At 53.6% G+C, this 15,818-nt stretch carries 16 protein-coding genes; 3 read left to right on the forward strand and 13 right to left on the reverse strand.

Annotated elements, in window-relative coordinates:
- Positions 1 to 105: 105 nt before the first annotated feature.
- Positions 106 to 942 carry a polyamine aminopropyltransferase gene (gene speE / locus HAP95_RS14550; RefSeq protein ID WP_215884873.1) on the forward strand — a complete coding sequence of 279 codons (837 nt, stop codon included), beginning with the start codon at positions 106 to 108 and terminating at the stop codon, positions 940 to 942.
- A gap of 22 nt (positions 943 to 964) precedes the next feature.
- Here speE and HAP95_RS14555 read toward each other — a convergent pair whose 3' ends face one another.
- The gene (locus HAP95_RS14555; protein ID WP_215884874.1) at positions 965 to 1,576 is read right to left on the reverse strand and encodes a histidine phosphatase family protein; all 612 of its coding nucleotides are present in this window, start codon (positions 1,574 to 1,576) and stop codon (positions 965 to 967) included.
- Between the two features lie 125 nt (positions 1,577 to 1,701).
- On the opposite strand from HAP95_RS14555, the gene HAP95_RS14560 reads away from it, so the two are divergent.
- Positions 1,702 to 2,073, forward strand: a complete 372-nt coding sequence (locus HAP95_RS14560) for a rhodanese-like domain-containing protein (RefSeq protein ID WP_226832808.1) — start codon at positions 1,702 to 1,704, stop codon at positions 2,071 to 2,073.
- Positions 2,074 to 2,239: 166 nt separating this feature from the next.
- Here the strand turns inward: HAP95_RS14560 and HAP95_RS14565 are convergent, their stop codons facing one another.
- From HAP95_RS14565 to HAP95_RS14575, 3 genes are read right to left on the reverse strand one after another with little or no spacing between them, the layout of a single operon-like run.
- Positions 2,240 to 3,625 carry a sigma 54-interacting transcriptional regulator gene (locus HAP95_RS14565; RefSeq protein WP_215884875.1) on the reverse strand — a complete coding sequence of 462 codons (1,386 nt, stop codon included), beginning with the start codon at positions 3,623 to 3,625 and terminating at the stop codon, positions 2,240 to 2,242.
- 3 nt (positions 3,626 to 3,628) lie between these two features.
- Complete coding sequence (locus HAP95_RS14570) at positions 3,629 to 4,009, reverse strand: hypothetical protein (protein WP_215884876.1); 381 nt, start codon at positions 4,007 to 4,009, stop codon at positions 3,629 to 3,631.
- Positions 3,945 to 5,444 (reverse strand): HAMP domain-containing sensor histidine kinase, encoded by a 1,500-nt coding sequence (locus HAP95_RS14575; protein WP_215884877.1) that lies wholly within the window; start codon positions 5,442 to 5,444, stop codon positions 3,945 to 3,947. The genes HAP95_RS14570 and HAP95_RS14575 overlap by 65 nt, the downstream gene beginning before the upstream one ends.
- A 246-nt stretch (positions 5,445 to 5,690) precedes the next feature.
- On the opposite strand from HAP95_RS14575, the gene HAP95_RS14580 reads away from it, so the two are divergent.
- The gene (locus HAP95_RS14580) at positions 5,691 to 7,883 is read left to right on the forward strand and encodes a TonB-dependent receptor (RefSeq protein ID WP_215884878.1); all 2,193 of its coding nucleotides are present in this window, start codon (positions 5,691 to 5,693) and stop codon (positions 7,881 to 7,883) included.
- A gap of 91 nt (positions 7,884 to 7,974) precedes the next feature.
- Here HAP95_RS14580 and HAP95_RS14585 read toward each other — a convergent pair whose 3' ends face one another.
- From HAP95_RS14585 to hprK, 9 genes are all read right to left on the reverse strand, one after another.
- On the reverse strand, positions 7,975 to 8,220 hold the full coding sequence (locus tag HAP95_RS14585) for a hypothetical protein (protein ID WP_215884879.1): 246 nt from the start codon (positions 8,218 to 8,220) through the stop codon (positions 7,975 to 7,977).
- A 512-nt stretch (positions 8,221 to 8,732) separates the two neighbouring features.
- A complete protein-coding gene (locus HAP95_RS14590) occupies positions 8,733 to 9,005 on the reverse strand; it encodes an oxidative damage protection protein (RefSeq protein WP_101536456.1) in 273 nt (90 codons plus the stop codon).
- Positions 9,006 to 9,080: 75 nt separating this feature from the next.
- The gene (gene mutY, locus HAP95_RS14595; RefSeq protein WP_215884880.1) at positions 9,081 to 10,193 is read right to left on the reverse strand and encodes an A/G-specific adenine glycosylase; all 1,113 of its coding nucleotides are present in this window, start codon (positions 10,191 to 10,193) and stop codon (positions 9,081 to 9,083) included.
- Positions 10,190 to 11,431 carry an AsmA family protein gene (locus HAP95_RS14600; protein ID WP_215884881.1) on the reverse strand — a complete coding sequence of 414 codons (1,242 nt, stop codon included), beginning with the start codon at positions 11,429 to 11,431 and terminating at the stop codon, positions 10,190 to 10,192. Before HAP95_RS14600 ends, mutY begins: the two co-directional genes overlap by 4 nt.
- Before the next feature lie 28 nt (positions 11,432 to 11,459).
- Positions 11,460 to 13,172, reverse strand: coding sequence for a phosphoenolpyruvate--protein phosphotransferase (ptsP, locus tag HAP95_RS14605; protein ID WP_215884882.1), 1,713 nt, complete (start codon positions 13,170 to 13,172; stop codon positions 11,460 to 11,462).
- Positions 13,169 to 13,441 (reverse strand): HPr family phosphocarrier protein, encoded by a 273-nt coding sequence (locus HAP95_RS14610; RefSeq protein WP_142089237.1) that lies wholly within the window; start codon positions 13,439 to 13,441, stop codon positions 13,169 to 13,171. Before HAP95_RS14610 ends, ptsP begins: the two co-directional genes overlap by 4 nt.
- Before the next feature lie 130 nt (positions 13,442 to 13,571).
- Positions 13,572 to 13,979 carry a PTS sugar transporter subunit IIA gene (locus tag HAP95_RS14615; RefSeq protein ID WP_215884883.1) on the reverse strand — a complete coding sequence of 136 codons (408 nt, stop codon included), beginning with the start codon at positions 13,977 to 13,979 and terminating at the stop codon, positions 13,572 to 13,574.
- A complete protein-coding gene (gene rapZ, locus HAP95_RS14620) occupies positions 13,976 to 14,875 on the reverse strand; it encodes an RNase adapter RapZ (RefSeq protein WP_215884884.1) in 900 nt (299 codons plus the stop codon). The genes HAP95_RS14615 and rapZ overlap by 4 nt, the downstream gene beginning before the upstream one ends.
- The gene (gene hprK / locus HAP95_RS14625; protein ID WP_215884885.1) at positions 14,875 to 15,807 is read right to left on the reverse strand and encodes an HPr(Ser) kinase/phosphatase; all 933 of its coding nucleotides are present in this window, start codon (positions 15,805 to 15,807) and stop codon (positions 14,875 to 14,877) included. Before hprK ends, rapZ begins: the two co-directional genes overlap by 1 nt.
- Positions 15,808 to 15,818 lie beyond the last annotated feature (11 nt).

The raw sequence follows: 15,818 nt of genomic DNA on the forward strand, positions 1-15,818 counted from the left end.
CACAGCGGGCGGGCTCTGAATACCTGAGCCCGCCTTTTCTTTTATCTCATTCTTCCGCAAAATCCACGCGGGGACATACCATTCCGGTCACGATGAGAGGCAATCATGAGCACAGAACTTTGGTATACCGAACGCTATGAAGAACATGGCGCGAGCTTGAGCCTGAAAATCCGCGAAGTACTGCATCGCGAACAAAGCCCGTACCAGACCATAGAAATTTTTGAAACGGAGCATTTTGGCACCCTCATGACTCTGGATGGTCTGGTGATGGTCACCGATCGTGACAATTATCTGTACCACGAAATGATGAGCCATCCCGCCCTGTTCACCCATCCCGCACCCAAACGGGTGCTGATTATTGGCGGCGGAGATTGTGGCACCCTCCGGGAAGTACTGCGTCACCCGGAAGTGGAAGAAGCCACGCAGGTCGAACTGGACGAAAGAGTCACCCGGGTTGCCGAACGCTTTTTCCCCGAGCTGTGCGAAAAAAATCACGACCCCCGCGCCCACTTCCACTTTACAGATGGCATAGCCTGGATCAAGGAGGCCCCTGCCGGACGTTATGACGTCATCATTGTGGATTCCACTGACCCGGTAGGACCAGCTGCCGGCCTGTTTGCCACCGATTTTTATGCCGCCTGTCACCAGGCTCTGGCCGAGCAGGGCGTTCTGGTTGCACAATCTGAATCTCCGCTACTTCATGCTGATCTCATTCGTCAGTGCCAAAGCCGCATGGCAGAGGCAGGCTTTGATGCGGTGAACAGCGTGTATTTTCCCCAGTTTTGCTACCCCTCCGGCTGGTGGAGCGGCACCTTGGGGCGCAAGGGCCTGAGCATGGACGCGTTTCGTGCTGACGATGCCAAAGCCTTTACCGGCACCCACTACTACCACGCTGGCATGCAGCAGGCAGCACAGGTAGCCCCGGCTTTCCTGCTCGGCTAAGCCTGTCCGGAACTGAACAGCCTCATTGGGCAGACTGCCCCGGTCCGATATGCGTGTATCGGGGACAGTAATTCCAGAGATGCAAGGCTGGCGTATCATGTTCCCAGGCCAGGCGAGAAATACTCCCGGGGTCCAGATGCAAATGATCTCCAAAGCGGAGATCCAAACCCAGCCAGCGCGTCGCCAAGGCGCGCAAAATATGCCCATGGGCAAAGCAAAGAACATGCTTGTGCCCTTTTGTATCCCAGTCGTGAAGCAGCCGATCACAGCGTTTCGTCACCTCTGCGGGGCTTTCTCCCTCCGGCCCGCCACAGCGGAATATGCTCCACTCTGGATTTTCCTTATGAATTTCCTGGCTAGTCTTGCCCTCATAACGGCCATAGCGCCATTCCATCAAATCATCATGCAGTTGCGGATGCGCAAAACCGGCAAGTATCGCAGTGTGATGGGCACGGATCAGCGGGCTGGAATAAATCCCGTCAAAATGCCCCTGATTTTCAAACGCTGTCCAGAGCGCCTCGGCATCTGCACGTCCTGCGGAGGTCAGACCAATATCCGTGTCCGAAGTATGCTTACCCTCATCCGCCCATTTGGTCATACCATGCCGCACTAGGGTAATGGATTCAATTTGCATGATGGCTCTCCTGTTTTTTGCCCGATACTCTTCAAACTATAGACGCTCTGACAAGGGGCTTGCGCGAACGGTCGTGGGTCGTTATGGTTTAATGAGTTTATCTAATTTATCTGATCAAGGGGCGCATGATGAACAAGACAGCAATGGAGTTGGTCAAGGAAGCCAAGGCAGAAACTCGGGAAATGGATTTACAGCAGGCCCATGGCAAACACCAGTCGGAAGAAGTAGTTATTATAGATGTTCGCGAAACCCATGAATTTTCTGGTGGTCATATTCCTGGTGCGCACCATATATCCCGGGGCATGCTCGAATTTAAGGCAGACTCCCATCCGGCCCTCAAGGACAAGGATCGGGAAATCCTGGTTTACTGCAAAACCGGGGGCCGTGCCGCACTGGCCGCCCATCAATTAAAGAAAATGGGTTACACCAATGTTCATTCCATTCAAGGTGGCATGGACGCCTGGGATGACGCCGATCATCCGGTTCACAAGCCCTGAAAGCATCAGGGCGAGGCTCGCCTGAAATCCAATTCAGCAGCAAATGGATTGGGCGAGCCTCAATCGCTGTGGTCATGGGTGCCGTAGCACTTTTACTGAGCGGCTGGCTGCCGCTAATGGCTGCCAGCGCGGCGGGGACGGTCGTTTATTATAATCTCCCCCACCCTCATTCCTCGCCTTCTTCTTCATCTGCCGTTCCGTTTTCCTTGAAGGCTGATGGATCCAGATGATAGCGTCTTAACAAACGATAAAATTCGGTGCGGTTGCGCTGTGCCAACTGCGCCGCCTGACTCACATTTCCTCGCGTCATGCGCATGATCTGAATCAGGTAGTTCATTTCGAAACGCCCTTTGGCATCGGCCAGGGGCATGACTTCGCCTTCCTTGTCACGCAGGGCGTGGCGAATCAGTGGCGCGCCAATACGTGGTGTGGTGGATAAAACCACCGCCTGCTCAATGACATTGGCCAACTGCCGGACGTTTCCTGGCCAGGGCGCTGCCACCAGGAGTTCCATCGCCTCAGGAGCAATACCGCGCACATCCTTGCGGTTTTTAGCGGCGGTATCGCGCAGAAAAAACTCCGCCAGCAAGGGAATATCTTCGGGGCGTTCGGCCAGTGCAGGCAATTCCAGCGTCACCACGCAAAGACGATAATACAAGTCGTCCCGGAAACGCCGCTCGGCCATTTCTTTTTCCAGATCACGGTGACTGGCGGAGATGATGCGGACATCGACGGCGATGCTTTCCGTCGACCCCACCGGACGAATCATGCGTTCCTGCAGTGCCCGCAATAATTTGACCTGCAGGGAAAGCGGCATATCGCCAATTTCGTCCAAAAACAGGGTGCCCTTTTCCGCTGCCTGAAATAATCCCTGATGATTATTGGCCGCTCCGGTAAAGGCGCCTTTCTTGTGGCCAAAAAGTTCTGACTCCAGCAACTGCTCCGGGAATGCCGCACAATTCAGGGCAATAAAAGGCTGCGCACGCCGTGGACTGGCCTGATGAATGGCCTGCGCCAACAACTCTTTGCCCGTACCGCTGGCACCGTGCACAAAAACACTGGCATCCGAAGCTGCCACCAGGCGCGCCTGATCCAGCACCGCCTGCATTTTAGGGCTACGGGTCAAAATTCTATCCCAACTGGTATCCTTACCTTTTTTTCCGGAAGATGGGGCTACGGCTGCGGTCAAACTGAAAGCGCGCTCAACCTGGGCCATCAGATCCTTACCATCAAAGGGCTTGGTCAAAAAGGCAAAAACCCCCTGGTCGGCGGCCAGCAAGGCATCGGGTATGGAACCGTGGGCTGTCAAAATGATGACGGGCAAGGTGGGATACTCCCGACGAATGGCATCCAGCAAGGCCATACCATCCATCTGATCCATTTTAAGGTCGGTAATCACCAGACCCGGATGTTCCATGGCCAGCAGCGCCAGAGCTTCATTGCCATTAGCCGCCGTACCGATGTTATACCCTGCCGTTTTCATGCGGAGCGACAACAAGCGCAGCAAATCTGCGTCGTCGTCCACCAGCAGGATTTTACCTTTATCTGTCATGATTCAGTGTCCCTGCGGGAAGCGGGCGTTTTTCTCTATTTGTACCAATTCGTTCAGTTTACGACGTAATTCAGCTTCATGCTGCTGCGACTGGAGGAGACGGTTTTGCAAGTCGTTCACCTTGTTTTCCAGTTTTTGATATCCGGGGTCTCCCGCTCTTGCATCGGCCAACTGTTTACTCAGGACAGCCGCTTCGGCTTTTTCGGAAATGCAGGGTGCAGTCACCGGGGTCACTTTTTCCAGTTCGGCTATTTGTGCCTTGAGGGTTGCCAGCTCACTGGTTTTAATAATTTGTTCTCCTGGTTTGAGCAGTACGGCATTAGACGGAAGCGCTGGAACTGGGGTGCTGGCGCATCCCGTCAGCATCAGCGGAATGATGAGCATGGGAAGCATCCTGCCCAGCAAGGGGTAAGCGCAACCTAAACCACGCACCTGGTGTTTTTTTATCCTGCAATTCAAGACTTCCCCCATAACTCAACACATATTCCCTGGCAATGGCCAACCCGAGACCACTACCTTCTATTTTTCCGGAATCCGAAGCTTCGCCGCGATACAAAATGTCAAAAATCTTTTCCCGCTCATCGGGATCTACTCCAGGACCCTCATCCTGAACGTCCAACACCGCCTCTTCGTCCTGTACTTGCAAATCCACCCGTATGGTAGCGTTTTGAGGAGAGAATTTCACGGCATTTGACAACAAATTATCACAAATAGTGCGGAGTCGATCTGCATGTCCCCGAATGCGCACTTCCTCTAGCCGGGTTTCCAGATGCAATGCATTACTTCTGAGACTGGGCTTGTAGCTCAGCAGCAGGTTCTCTACCACATGCGTCAAAGATAACTCCTGCACCATCCCTGCCCCCACAGGCCCCTCCGCCAGACTAAAACGCAACAGATCTTCTATGAGGCGCTGCAGACGTAAGCTGTTATCCCCCACAATCTGTACGATTTCCTGCTGCTCAGCACTGAGATTTTGTCCGAGATCATCGTGCAACAACTCCGCTCCTTCGCGAATGGCTGTGAGAGGCGTTTTCAGCTCGTGGGAAAGCTGACGCAGAAAATGCAGCTTGGCCGCTTCCAGGGCATTCAGGCGGTTCCGCAACCATTCCAGGCGATCCCCCAAGCTGGCTATGTCGCGCGGCCCTTTGACCGTTATGGGTGTTTCCAGATCACCTGCACCCAGCCCGGACACCGCTTGATCCAGACGCCGCACCGGTCGGGTAATGAGAATAATGAACACAATAGCCACTGCGACTGACAGGGGTAAAACCAGAAGCACCTCAAAAATGGTCAGCCGTTTTATAGCCAGCGCACGCGTGCCCAGTTTACCCACCTCTGTACTGATTCCTTCATTCACATCACTTTGCAGACTTTGGGCCTCCCCGCTGGCCCGACTGAAATCACCTGCCAGAGCACTCCGGTTGCCCTCCAGGGAAACCAGGGGTAATAGCTGGCGGGCACGGGAAAGATTTTCGGCCAGATGATGCAGCCGCTCCTTGTCTACCGGCGATGGACCTGCCGCCGCAAACTGGGTACTGGCTTTTTTGTACTCGCTAAAGCTCTGATCATATAAAACGAGTAATGCCTGATCCTGCAGTACCGTGTACTGCAGGCCATAACGCTCCATGGAACGCACGGCGTTATTCATGCGATTGGCCGCATCACTCATGGCCACTGCCCGGAGAATACTGACCTGCCCCTGTTCGGCAAAATGCGCGATGGAAAGCGTCACGCTGACAATAACCAATACCAGCGGCACGATTGCCAGGCCGAAGCCAAACACGACCAGCTTGGAAATGGAACTTGGACGAAGAACCATGAAGGTTTGCACTCCCAAAAACACCCAGACTCCAGCGTAAATTCGCCAGAAACAAATCGCAAGAATATCAGATAAATTTAATATACTTTAATAATATCGTTCTATTGCCCAGCAGAACATTAGAATTACAAACTACTGTGGAGATCGAATATGATTTTACCATAACAAAAGTGGGGAAGCGTACCCACGCGTAATCCTCAAACGCCGCAAAATTCCGAAAATAACTTTAATTATCAGGAGAATTTCATGCGACGAGCACCCATCCATCCGCTTATCGGCGCGGCCTTGCTGGCACTGGCCAACAGCTCCGGGGCAGCAACACCGATGACCATTAACATTAATTTGCCGGGATATGGAGTTAACACGGACTCCGCAGATGGAGCTCTGAATTTGTCGGCCAATGCGAGGGATAATGCCCATCTGGCAAGTAATACCGCAAAGATCTTACAGAGCATCCCCGGAGGTTCTATTTCCGCCGCAGGCGGGGTATCCGGATTGCCGGTTTTAAACGGCTTGAGTGACAATCAGCTGCTCCTGCAGGTTAATGGATTCAGCACCCCCAATGCCTGCGCCAATCATATGAACCCACCGCTTTCGTATCTCCCGCCAGCCGCCATTGGGCAGATAACCATCTATCCCACGGTAGTTCCGGTAAGTGTGGGTGGCAACGCCATTGGTGGGGCCGTCATCGTCAAATCTCCGCAACCAATTTTCGCAAAGCCCGGCAGCCATTTTGAGAGTAGCGGCAGCGTAGGCGGATTTTATCAAAGTAATGGCAATATTTACGGGACTCATCTGAATGCTGCCGCTGCTACCAGGCACTTCAGCATTAACTATAGTGGCTCCTATGTACATGGAGGCAACTACACCGCAGCAAAAGCTTTCAAGCCTGACACCTACGGCATTCCCGGCAATGTGGTGGCTTCATCCCTGTATGAGGCAATATACCAGAATCTCAATGCTGCCTACCGCTGGAAACAACAGGTATTGGAACTGGGCGTGCAATATCAGAGCATCCCCTACCAAGGATTTCCCAGCGCCCGCATGGATATGACCGGAAATCACAGTACCCGCCTTAACCTCCATTATCAGGGACAATTTCAATGGGGTGAATTAGAACTACAGGCTTACAATCAGGTAGTTCAACACAGCATGAACTTCCTTGCAGACAAAGACCTGGGTGCCATGATGGGTATGCCAATGAACACCCAGGGCGTAAATAACGGCGTAAAGGGCAAAATTACCGTGCCTCTGGACACGCACAATCGCCTGGAACTCGGTGCCAGTTACAACCATGAACATCTGAACGACTGGTGGCCCCCAGCAACCAGTAAAATGAGCATGATGGGCCCCAATACTTATATAAATATCGACAATGGCAGAAGGGATCGCTATGCCGCTTTCGCCGACCTGAAAACGCAATGGAATCCACAATGGAACAGTGATCTTGGCCTGCGGCTGGAGGATGTGCGCATGAATACCGGCCCGGTCCAAGGTTACAATGCCATGATGTATGGAAACCCGGACAGCCCGCAAAGCTTGCCGGGTACATTCAACCGGAGTGATCGCCAGCGCCAGTACACCAACTGGAATTTTTCGGCCATCGTGCACTACCAGCCCGATAAACACAGTACCTATACCCTGGGACTGGCGCGTAAAGCCCAAGCCCCCAGCCTTTACGAACTCTATCCCTGGTCCAGCAATCCCATGGCCATGAATATGATCGGCTGGTTCAACGATGGTAATGGTTATATTGGCAATCTCAACCTGAAACCCGAAACAGCCAACACGGTCAGTCTGGCAGCCAATTTCCATGGCTCAGATCCACAAATGTGGCACGTGCAAATTCAGCCTTACTTTACTTACACCCATAATTATATTGGTGCTGTCCGGTGTCCGACCAGCCTTGGAGGTGCCTGTACGGCGGCTAACCTGCACGCGGAAAGCGGTTTCGTCTATTTGCAATTTGCCAATCAAAACGCCGAAATATGGGGTATCAATATGGATAGCTCTGCCCGTCTGGCACAAACACAGCGTTACGGAACATTTACACTCTCGGCAAAAGCCGCCTATGTGCGCGGGGATAACTTGAGCAGGCATACTCCCCTCTACCACATGATGCCCTTAAACTTGCGACTTGCCTTGCATCAAAACTGGGGAGCATGGCGCAACACCATCGAAGAACAGTTAGTTGCAGCAAAAAACCAGGTAGACACCCTGCGTAATGAACCAAAAACATCTGGCTATGGCTTATTGAATCTGCGCACCGCATATCGGCAGGGCCACTGGCAGGCCAGCCTGGAACTCGCGAATCTATTAAATCAGTTTTATGAACAACCACTGGGGGGGCTTTATCTGGGCCAGCGCCCCATGACTTATGGCACAGCACTACCAGGTTCAGGACGCTCCGTGAACATGAGCCTGCAATATCAATTTTGATATTTTACCCAACGTAAAAAACCCGGGGGATACTCCCCGGGTTTATCAGCACAGCTGAAATCCGCGCCATCAGGTCGCGGATTGAGGCTACTTACGCAGCTGGTTCAGCCTTCTTTTCTTCCATTTTCTTAGCCACTTCAGGCTTCTTCATTTCAGGCTTCTTCATTTCAGCCTTCTTCACCATTTTCTTGTGCTCGGCTTTCTTTACCATTTTGTGCTCAGGCGCTTTGTGCTCAACCATCTTTTCAGGAGCCTTGGCAGGCACTTCGGTGGTCGCAAAAGCAGCAGTAGCAGTCAAGAAAGACAATGCAGCAGTCAGGGCAACAATTTTCTTCATAAATAAGCTCTCCTCAAAAGGTGGTTCCAGATTTCCGCTTGTAGCGGCGCTGTTTCAGCAGCGACCATCTCTTAGCATAACGCGTGCCAACTTTTTAATACGATGATTATTATAAGAAAATAAAATATAAACCCATTCATGGTGCTGGAACAGGCAGGATTGATCTCAACGTCCCATCTCCAGCAAATTAAAATCCGGGCACGAAAACTCTCGGCGCAAAATTATTTACGCTTAACTATCAGTTAGATAAAAAATAACCCTTGGTTTTTCGGATATTTTTCATGAATATCCTGGACAAAAAAGTCCCGAGCCAGCGATCACCGCCCCTCCTGAATGCATGGTAATACGTCACTTGTTAGCGACAGATGGAAAGGATTTTGTAATAAATGGATGATCTGACGCCATGCGCGCCTGTCGTCATTCAACGACGACGTCGGAGAAACAGCTTATGGAGATGATGGGAAATAGGGGAGGTTGCCGAAATGACTTCCTCCAGATTCATTTTGAACTACTCAGACAGAAGGCGGAACAAAGCCTTCAGGTTGCTGCGCGCCGTCACCAAAAAAGTAGGCTTCCATCTGTTTTTCCAGAAAAGTTCTGGACTTGGGATCTATCGGCGAAAGACGATATTCATTAATCAACATCGTCTGATGCTTCAGCCAACCCTGCCAGGCTTCCTTGGAGACTTCCTGATAAATACGCGCGCCCAGTGGGCCTGGATAAGGGGGACGATCCAGACCTTCCGCTTCGTGACCCAGTTTTACGCATTGCACCATTCGAGACATAAGAAACTTCCTCACTAGAACATCAGGATATTAAGGAGACGCTGCCATCTTACCTGAACCTGTCTCTCGGGCAAGTTACGAAGTCTGACTTAAAATTTTGCGAACAGGGGTTGGCAGTCCTTCTGCAAGAGCATTTTCCCGAGTAAACCAACGTCCTGTCAAAATTTGATCTGCGACACCCGGCGCAATTTGATCGTCTTGCAGCGTCGCGAGAATACAGCGGAAGTGTAATTGAAAATGGGTAAAAACATGCTTCTGGAGCCTTGTCAGCGCCTTTACTTCTACGACAAGACCATGGCGGAGGGCACAGAACTGTCGTACCCGCTCGCGCAGCAGGAACCCATCGGCAAGAGCCTTTTGCTGATCATCACAAAGGAAGGGAAGCGACGATCCTGCTGGATTAAATTGAGGCAGACACCAGAGCCCGCCCCATACGCCAGAATCCGGTCTTTTTTCGAGAAATATCCGTCCACTACGGTCTTCTAACTGCAGAAAAAAACCGCAACGATCGGGTTTTTCCGGCTTGCGGGTGGGCAGCGGCAGTTGTTCACTCAAACCACCCGCATAAGCTAGGCAACGCCGTTGTAAGGGGCATGCGTCACAGTGAGGATGCCGTGGAACGCAAATCATTGCGCCGAAGTCCTGAATGGCCTGATTGTAGGTATGCGCATCAGCAGGTGTCTGTACCTCAGCCAGCTTCCACAAATGCTGCAGGGTCTTACTGGCCTTGGGATCGCTACGAATGGCCTGAGTCCGGATCAGGACACGACGGGCATTGGCATCGAGAATGGCGCGTTGCTGGGCAAAAGCGCTGGCCAGTACTGCAGCAGCCGTACTGCGCCCCACTCCCGGGAGACTTTCTGCACTTTCCGGCGTATTGGGAAATTCACCCGCGAAATCCGCGACAATTTTTTGTGCAGCACGTTGGGCATTGCGGGCCCTGGCGTAGTAACCCAAACCGCTCCACAAGGCCAGCACCTGGTCCTGGGGCGCGGCAGCCAAAGCCTCCCAATTGGGTAGGGCATTCAGAAACCGCTGGTAATAGGGCTTGACACTTTCCACCTGGGTTTGCTGCAACATGATTTCCGCAAGCCACAGGCGATAACTGTCCCGTGTCTGTCGCCAGGGCAGATCATGACGGCCATTTTTGTCGTACCAAGCCAGCAATATGTCGGCAATCTGGATCATGGTTTCCGACTCCGGATAAGCACATCCTCCGCCCGGATTTTTCCCCAGATCAGTTGTCCGATCTGCAATGAGCCGGTGATCGGCCAGGTTGCGGGAAGCTTGGGTAGTACCGCTCCTGGACCCGGTTTGGGCGCGGGGAGATAGTCACCAAGGTTCAGGCGCCGCATCTGTAAATCCAGATGAATTTCCAGGGGTTGCCAGGTTCCCGTAATGTTTCCAGACCAAGGGCTGCTATCCAGCAGACCATGGCGGATGCTCCAGTCGAAGCGGGGATTTTTCCAGACCAGTTTGCCACTCAATTTGAAATATCGCGGGACCTTGGGATTCGTCAATTTCGGCCAGAACAATCCCCATTTTTTTGCCAGCTCAGGCAGATGCTCTGCACTGAGGACATAGCCTGCCTGACCGGTCCATTGCGCCCAGGAAAACCGGGCATGATCAATCTGCATGTGAAAATCTGATCCGGCTTGCAGTGTTGCGCTGCGCAGCGCAATTTTCTGCAGCCCTGGCTGGGCCTGTAAATCCTGCAGGGAAAGCTCCATCCGCCGCTCATGATTATCTCGCCAATGGACTTGCAGCACAGGAATCTGCAGAGTTTTATCCTGAATTTCCAGGCGCGGCATCTGGAGCTTCAGGGCATCTGGAACTTGACGAGTGCCAATCAGCAATTGCAAATTGCGCAGAGAAAGTCCGCTTGTGGAGTGAATATCCATTTGTAAACGGCCTTGACCCGCATGTTGATTCCAGAACCATCGTCCGGTAGCGGTCCCGGCACCAGAACGAGAGAAACTGGCCTGCACATCGGACAGTTGCAATACATGTCCCGCCAGACCAGGCCAGTGCAAACGGCCATCGCGGATCTGGACTTCTCCCGGCAGACTGATATTCATATTGGCGGAAGAAGCTGCCGAGCCCGGGCTGGCTGGCCAGGGACCATACACAGAAGGCTGATCCAGAAAAATCTGCAGGATTTTTACATGCCCGGTAAGCAGGGGTCGCCAGAGCAAGCTGAACATCAGTCGCCGTAACTGCAAGCGGGGCTGCGCTTGTGTTCCGATCCGCAAGCCTTGCAAGGTCACCTGCAACTGCTGTTTGCCCCAATAAAAGCGGGGATTGGCCTGCAGATGTACGGGGGCCTGCAGGCGGGTAGCGAGAACTTCTTCCAGAACAATACGGGGGCCACCGATGAACCAGAAAACAAACATTCCGATGAGCAGCAGCAACAGGAGCAGTATCAACCCGACCCCCATACGGTGCATGCGTGATCTAGCTATGGCCGGTCTCCAGGGCCACAGAAAATTCTCCCGCCAGTGCACCCATTGCCAACTGTTCGGCTTCGGCAATGGATGTCTGGCGAATAATTTCCTTCACCTCGGGAATTGCGCCCGGGTACATACTGAATTCCCGCAAACCCAGGCCCAGCAGTAATGGCGTAAAGGCCGGATTGGCTGCCATTTCGCCACACATGGCTACCGGAATACCCTTGGCGCGCCCAGCAGCAATGGTATGCTGAATCAAAGCCAGGACGCCAACGTGCAACGGATCAAAAAGATCATTGACATCATCATCGCCACGATCAACCGCCAGGGCATATTGAATAAGATCGTTGGTCCCGATTGAAAAAAAATCGGCACAACCGGCAAAATAGTGCGCGGCCATGGCCACGGCGGGCACTTCTACCATAATCCCGAGGGGCATATCCGGATCACAGGGCAGCCCCTCGCCACGCAGTTCTGCCTGCAATTCACTCACCAGCGCACGGCTTTGCAGCAATTGGCTCATACTGCTGAGCATCGGCAGCATCAAACGCACCGGCCCCAAAGCCGAAGCCCGCAATATGGCCCGCAAATGTGGGCGAAACCACTCGGGACGACGCAGACAAAGGCGCAGTCCGCGCAAACCCAAAGCCGGATTCAGGGCATTATGTGTGGTCGTTTCGTCGTCACTTAACCCCTTATCGGCACCAATATCCAACGAGCGGATGGTCACGGGAGCCCCTGCCATTTCAGTCACCACCCGGGAAAAGGCCTGATACTGCTCTTCTTCATCAGGAATATCGGGACGATTCATAAACAGAAACTCACTGCGATACAAACCCACACCATCGGCATTCATGCGTCGCACCAGACTGGAGTCGTCCGGTAATTCGATGTTGGCCCGCAAATGAATTTCTACACCATCTGCAGTAATGGCGGGCAGATCCCATTGTTCTTCCAGAAGCCGGCGGCGGCGCTGTCGTTGTTCCTGTAAACCTTGATACTGTCGCAGTACCAGCGCGTCGGGTGCCACCAGAATAATGCCCTGATCACCATCGACAATGACCATGTCGCCGCTGCGTAGCAGACGACTGGCAGAATGAGCGCCAACGACCGCTGGCAGACCAAGACTCCGTGCGAGAATGGCGGCGTGCGAGTTTGCTGCGCCAAAGTCGGTCACCCAGGCCAGGACCTTGTCCTTTTTCATGAGCACGGTATCAGCAGGGCTCAACTCTTCAGCAATGATGATTTGTCCTTCCGCACTCTGCAGCGTCGGCGGCTCCCAGCCGACGAGCTGCCGTAACACCCGATCGGTCACCTGAATAATGTCTTCCCGCTTGGCACGCAGGTAGGCATCTTCCATGCGGTCAAAAATTTCCAGCAGGCGTTCCCGTTCCAGCTGAATGGCCCAGGCCGCATTGCGGTGATCTTCGCGAATGGAACGTAACGGTCTTTCCCGTAAGGCGGGGTCATCCAGCATCAGTAGATGCGCATCAATAAACAGGCGGGTATCCTGGGGTGCGTCGGCAGGAATCACGTCCCGTACCGCAAAAAGTTCATCACGGGCACTGCTGAGAGCTGCACGTAAGCGCAGCACTTCTGCCTCCACAGCTTCTGGAGCCAGAAGATGTTCAGGAATATCCAGCGTCGTCGGCTCCAGCACCAGCGCTGTGCCAATCGCAATGCCACCAGAAGCCCCTATACCTGCCAGTTCAAAACTCATGCCTCTTCCCCGAATCGGTCCTTAGCCAGCGCCAGCAAGGCATCGGCACAGGCCTGCTCTCCCTCTCCTTCGGTTTCCAACGTCAGAATGGTTCCCTGGGCTGCGGCCAGGGTCATCAAGCCCATGATACTTTTACCGTTGACCCGCTGACCATCGCGCTCCAGCCAGACGGTACAGGGGTAACGTGCCGAAAGACTGACAAATTTCGCCGAAGGCCGGGCATGCAAGCCCAACGGATTAATAATAGGATAGTCAACACGGACCGTCACAACACATACTCCCCGACAACAAGGTCAGACTCAAATTGTTTTCAGCATAACCTGACAGCGAATGTGCGACCATAGCGTCAGCAACACCGGACATTGTGGCGAATGACCGCTACCCGCTCCAGGCTTATGGTCAGGTACGTGGTGCAGCACGCAGAGCAAGAATATCTACAACTCCCTGCACAGCCCCCTCCAAGGCCCCCTGACGGGCTGCGGCCAAACCTTCTTCGCGCCGCGATAAGGCCCGCAGCAGCATCGCCAGATTCAAACCGCTAATGGCTGCTACGCGGTCTTCGGGAAGAATCGCCGGAATCAGGTTTGCCGGGGTTGCTCCGTAAAGATCATTGAGAATCAGCATGGCATCACCTTCCGGCAGTTTTTCAATGAATGCCCACAGGCGCTTGCGCCCGGTTTCGGGATTAGCGTCGGGCAGAATCTCCACAACCTCGACAGCTGCTGGCATGGTGCCGAAAATATGTTCCAAGGTATTGGCAAATGCCACGCCCATACCTGCATGGGTGAGCAGAACAAGGTGAATCATGTCAAAGTCTCGGTGATATTCAGTTCACGATGCTGAATCAGAATGCGTTGTCCTTTGCCCAATAATTCGCGTGCCAGAACTTCTACCATGTACACACTGCGGTGCTGTCCCCCCGTACAACCCAGGGATACCGTCACATAATTACGATGCTCCTGGGCAAAGGGGGGTAACCACACCTGCAAAAAACTCCGCAAGGACCCCAGCGCTGTCTGCAGCTCAGGACGCCCTGCCAAAAAGGCCTGTACGGCAGCATCGCGCCCCGTTAAAGCCCGCAATTCCGGATCATAGTGCGGATTGGGCAAGGCGCGCAGATCAAACACAAAATCAGAATCCAGTGGCAGCCCCCGCTTGAAGGCAAAAGACTGCAGCAGCAATACCAAACCGCCATAGTGCTGCGACGCCAGACTCCAGGCCTGCACCCGCAGGCGCAACTGGTGGGTATTGATCCGTGAAGTATCCAGCCTTTTGTCTGCCATATCAGCGAGAGGTTGCACCATTTCCCGCTCCCTTTGCAGAGCTTTCAGCAGGGATTCACCGGGAGTAGCCGCACTGTCATCGGTAAGGGGATGACGGCGGCGGGTTTCACTATAGCGCTGCAACAGGGTGTCTTCACCCGCTTCCAGAAACAAAATACGTGGATGCAGTCCATACGCATCCCGTAAATCTTTGAGGGCCTGTGGCAAGGCCGCAAAAAAATCGCGATTACGCACATCTATGCTGACGGCCGCCAATAACGCGTGCCCCTCGCGATGCGCCAGCTGCGCGCCAAAAGCCACCAGCAGAGTAGCGGGCAAATTATCCGCACAATAATACCCCTGATCTTCGAGGGCCTGGAGCACCGTGGATTTTCCCGATCCTGACAGTCCGCTGACAATAATAAAGTCCCGTTCCGCCATTATTCTTCCCCGACACTCAGACGTACCTGTTCTTCAAAGTCAGCGAGCATGTCGCCTCCGGACTCTTTCACATACTGGCTGCGGGCCGCCGCTTCCACCAGCACGGCAAGATTGCGCGCCGCCGAAACCGGAATGCGCAAGCGCGTCAGCGGAACCCCCAGAATATCCAGATTGTCGACCTTACCCTGCAAGCGGTCGATGTCGGCCAGCTCCATATCCTGCATATCCTGAATTTCGACCACCAGACGAATGCGTTTGGAACGAACAATAGCCGCCGTACCAAAAAACTCCCGGATATTGATAATACCCAAGCCCCGCACTTCCAGAAAATTCCGCAAAGGGGCCGGACAATGCCCGGTAATGACCTGAGGCGCCTCACGCACACATAATACGCTGTCATCGGCTACCAGACGGTGGCCACGACTAACCAGCTCCAGCGCCAGCTCGCTTTTGCCGATACCGGCCTCGCCCTGCAACAACAAACCAACACCCAGCACATCCACCAACACCCCATGCACTTGCTGCCGGGGAGCCAGCTCGCGATGCAGATACAGTTGCAGGCGGGCGAGCACTTTCGGGGCCTCCAACGTGGTCGTCATGACCGCCACTTGCCGGGACCGAAGTGCTTCCAGAAGCTCTGGACTCAGCGTTTCACTTTCGCACAGCACCAACAGGCTTAGCTTACCCGTCAGAAATTGTTCAAAACTCAGGGGGTTATCCCGTAAAAACTGGAGTTCACAAGTTCCGGCTATTTGTACGACGTGGGGACGAATGAAATTCAGAAAACCGACCAGAGCCGCGCCACCAACATCGTCTTCCGCCCAGGGGTCGCCGCGCAGCTGGCAATCCTTATCCGGTCGATGCAGGCAATCCCAGAACATCTCCTTGTGGAGATCTTCGCAAAGCCGACGCAGACTGATTTGTCTTTCCATGTCCGCGTCTT

The sequence above is a fragment of the Acidithiobacillus sulfurivorans genome (genome assembly GCF_018853815.1).
Taxonomy (GTDB): domain Bacteria; phylum Pseudomonadota; class Gammaproteobacteria; order Acidithiobacillales; family Acidithiobacillaceae; genus Acidithiobacillus; species Acidithiobacillus sulfurivorans.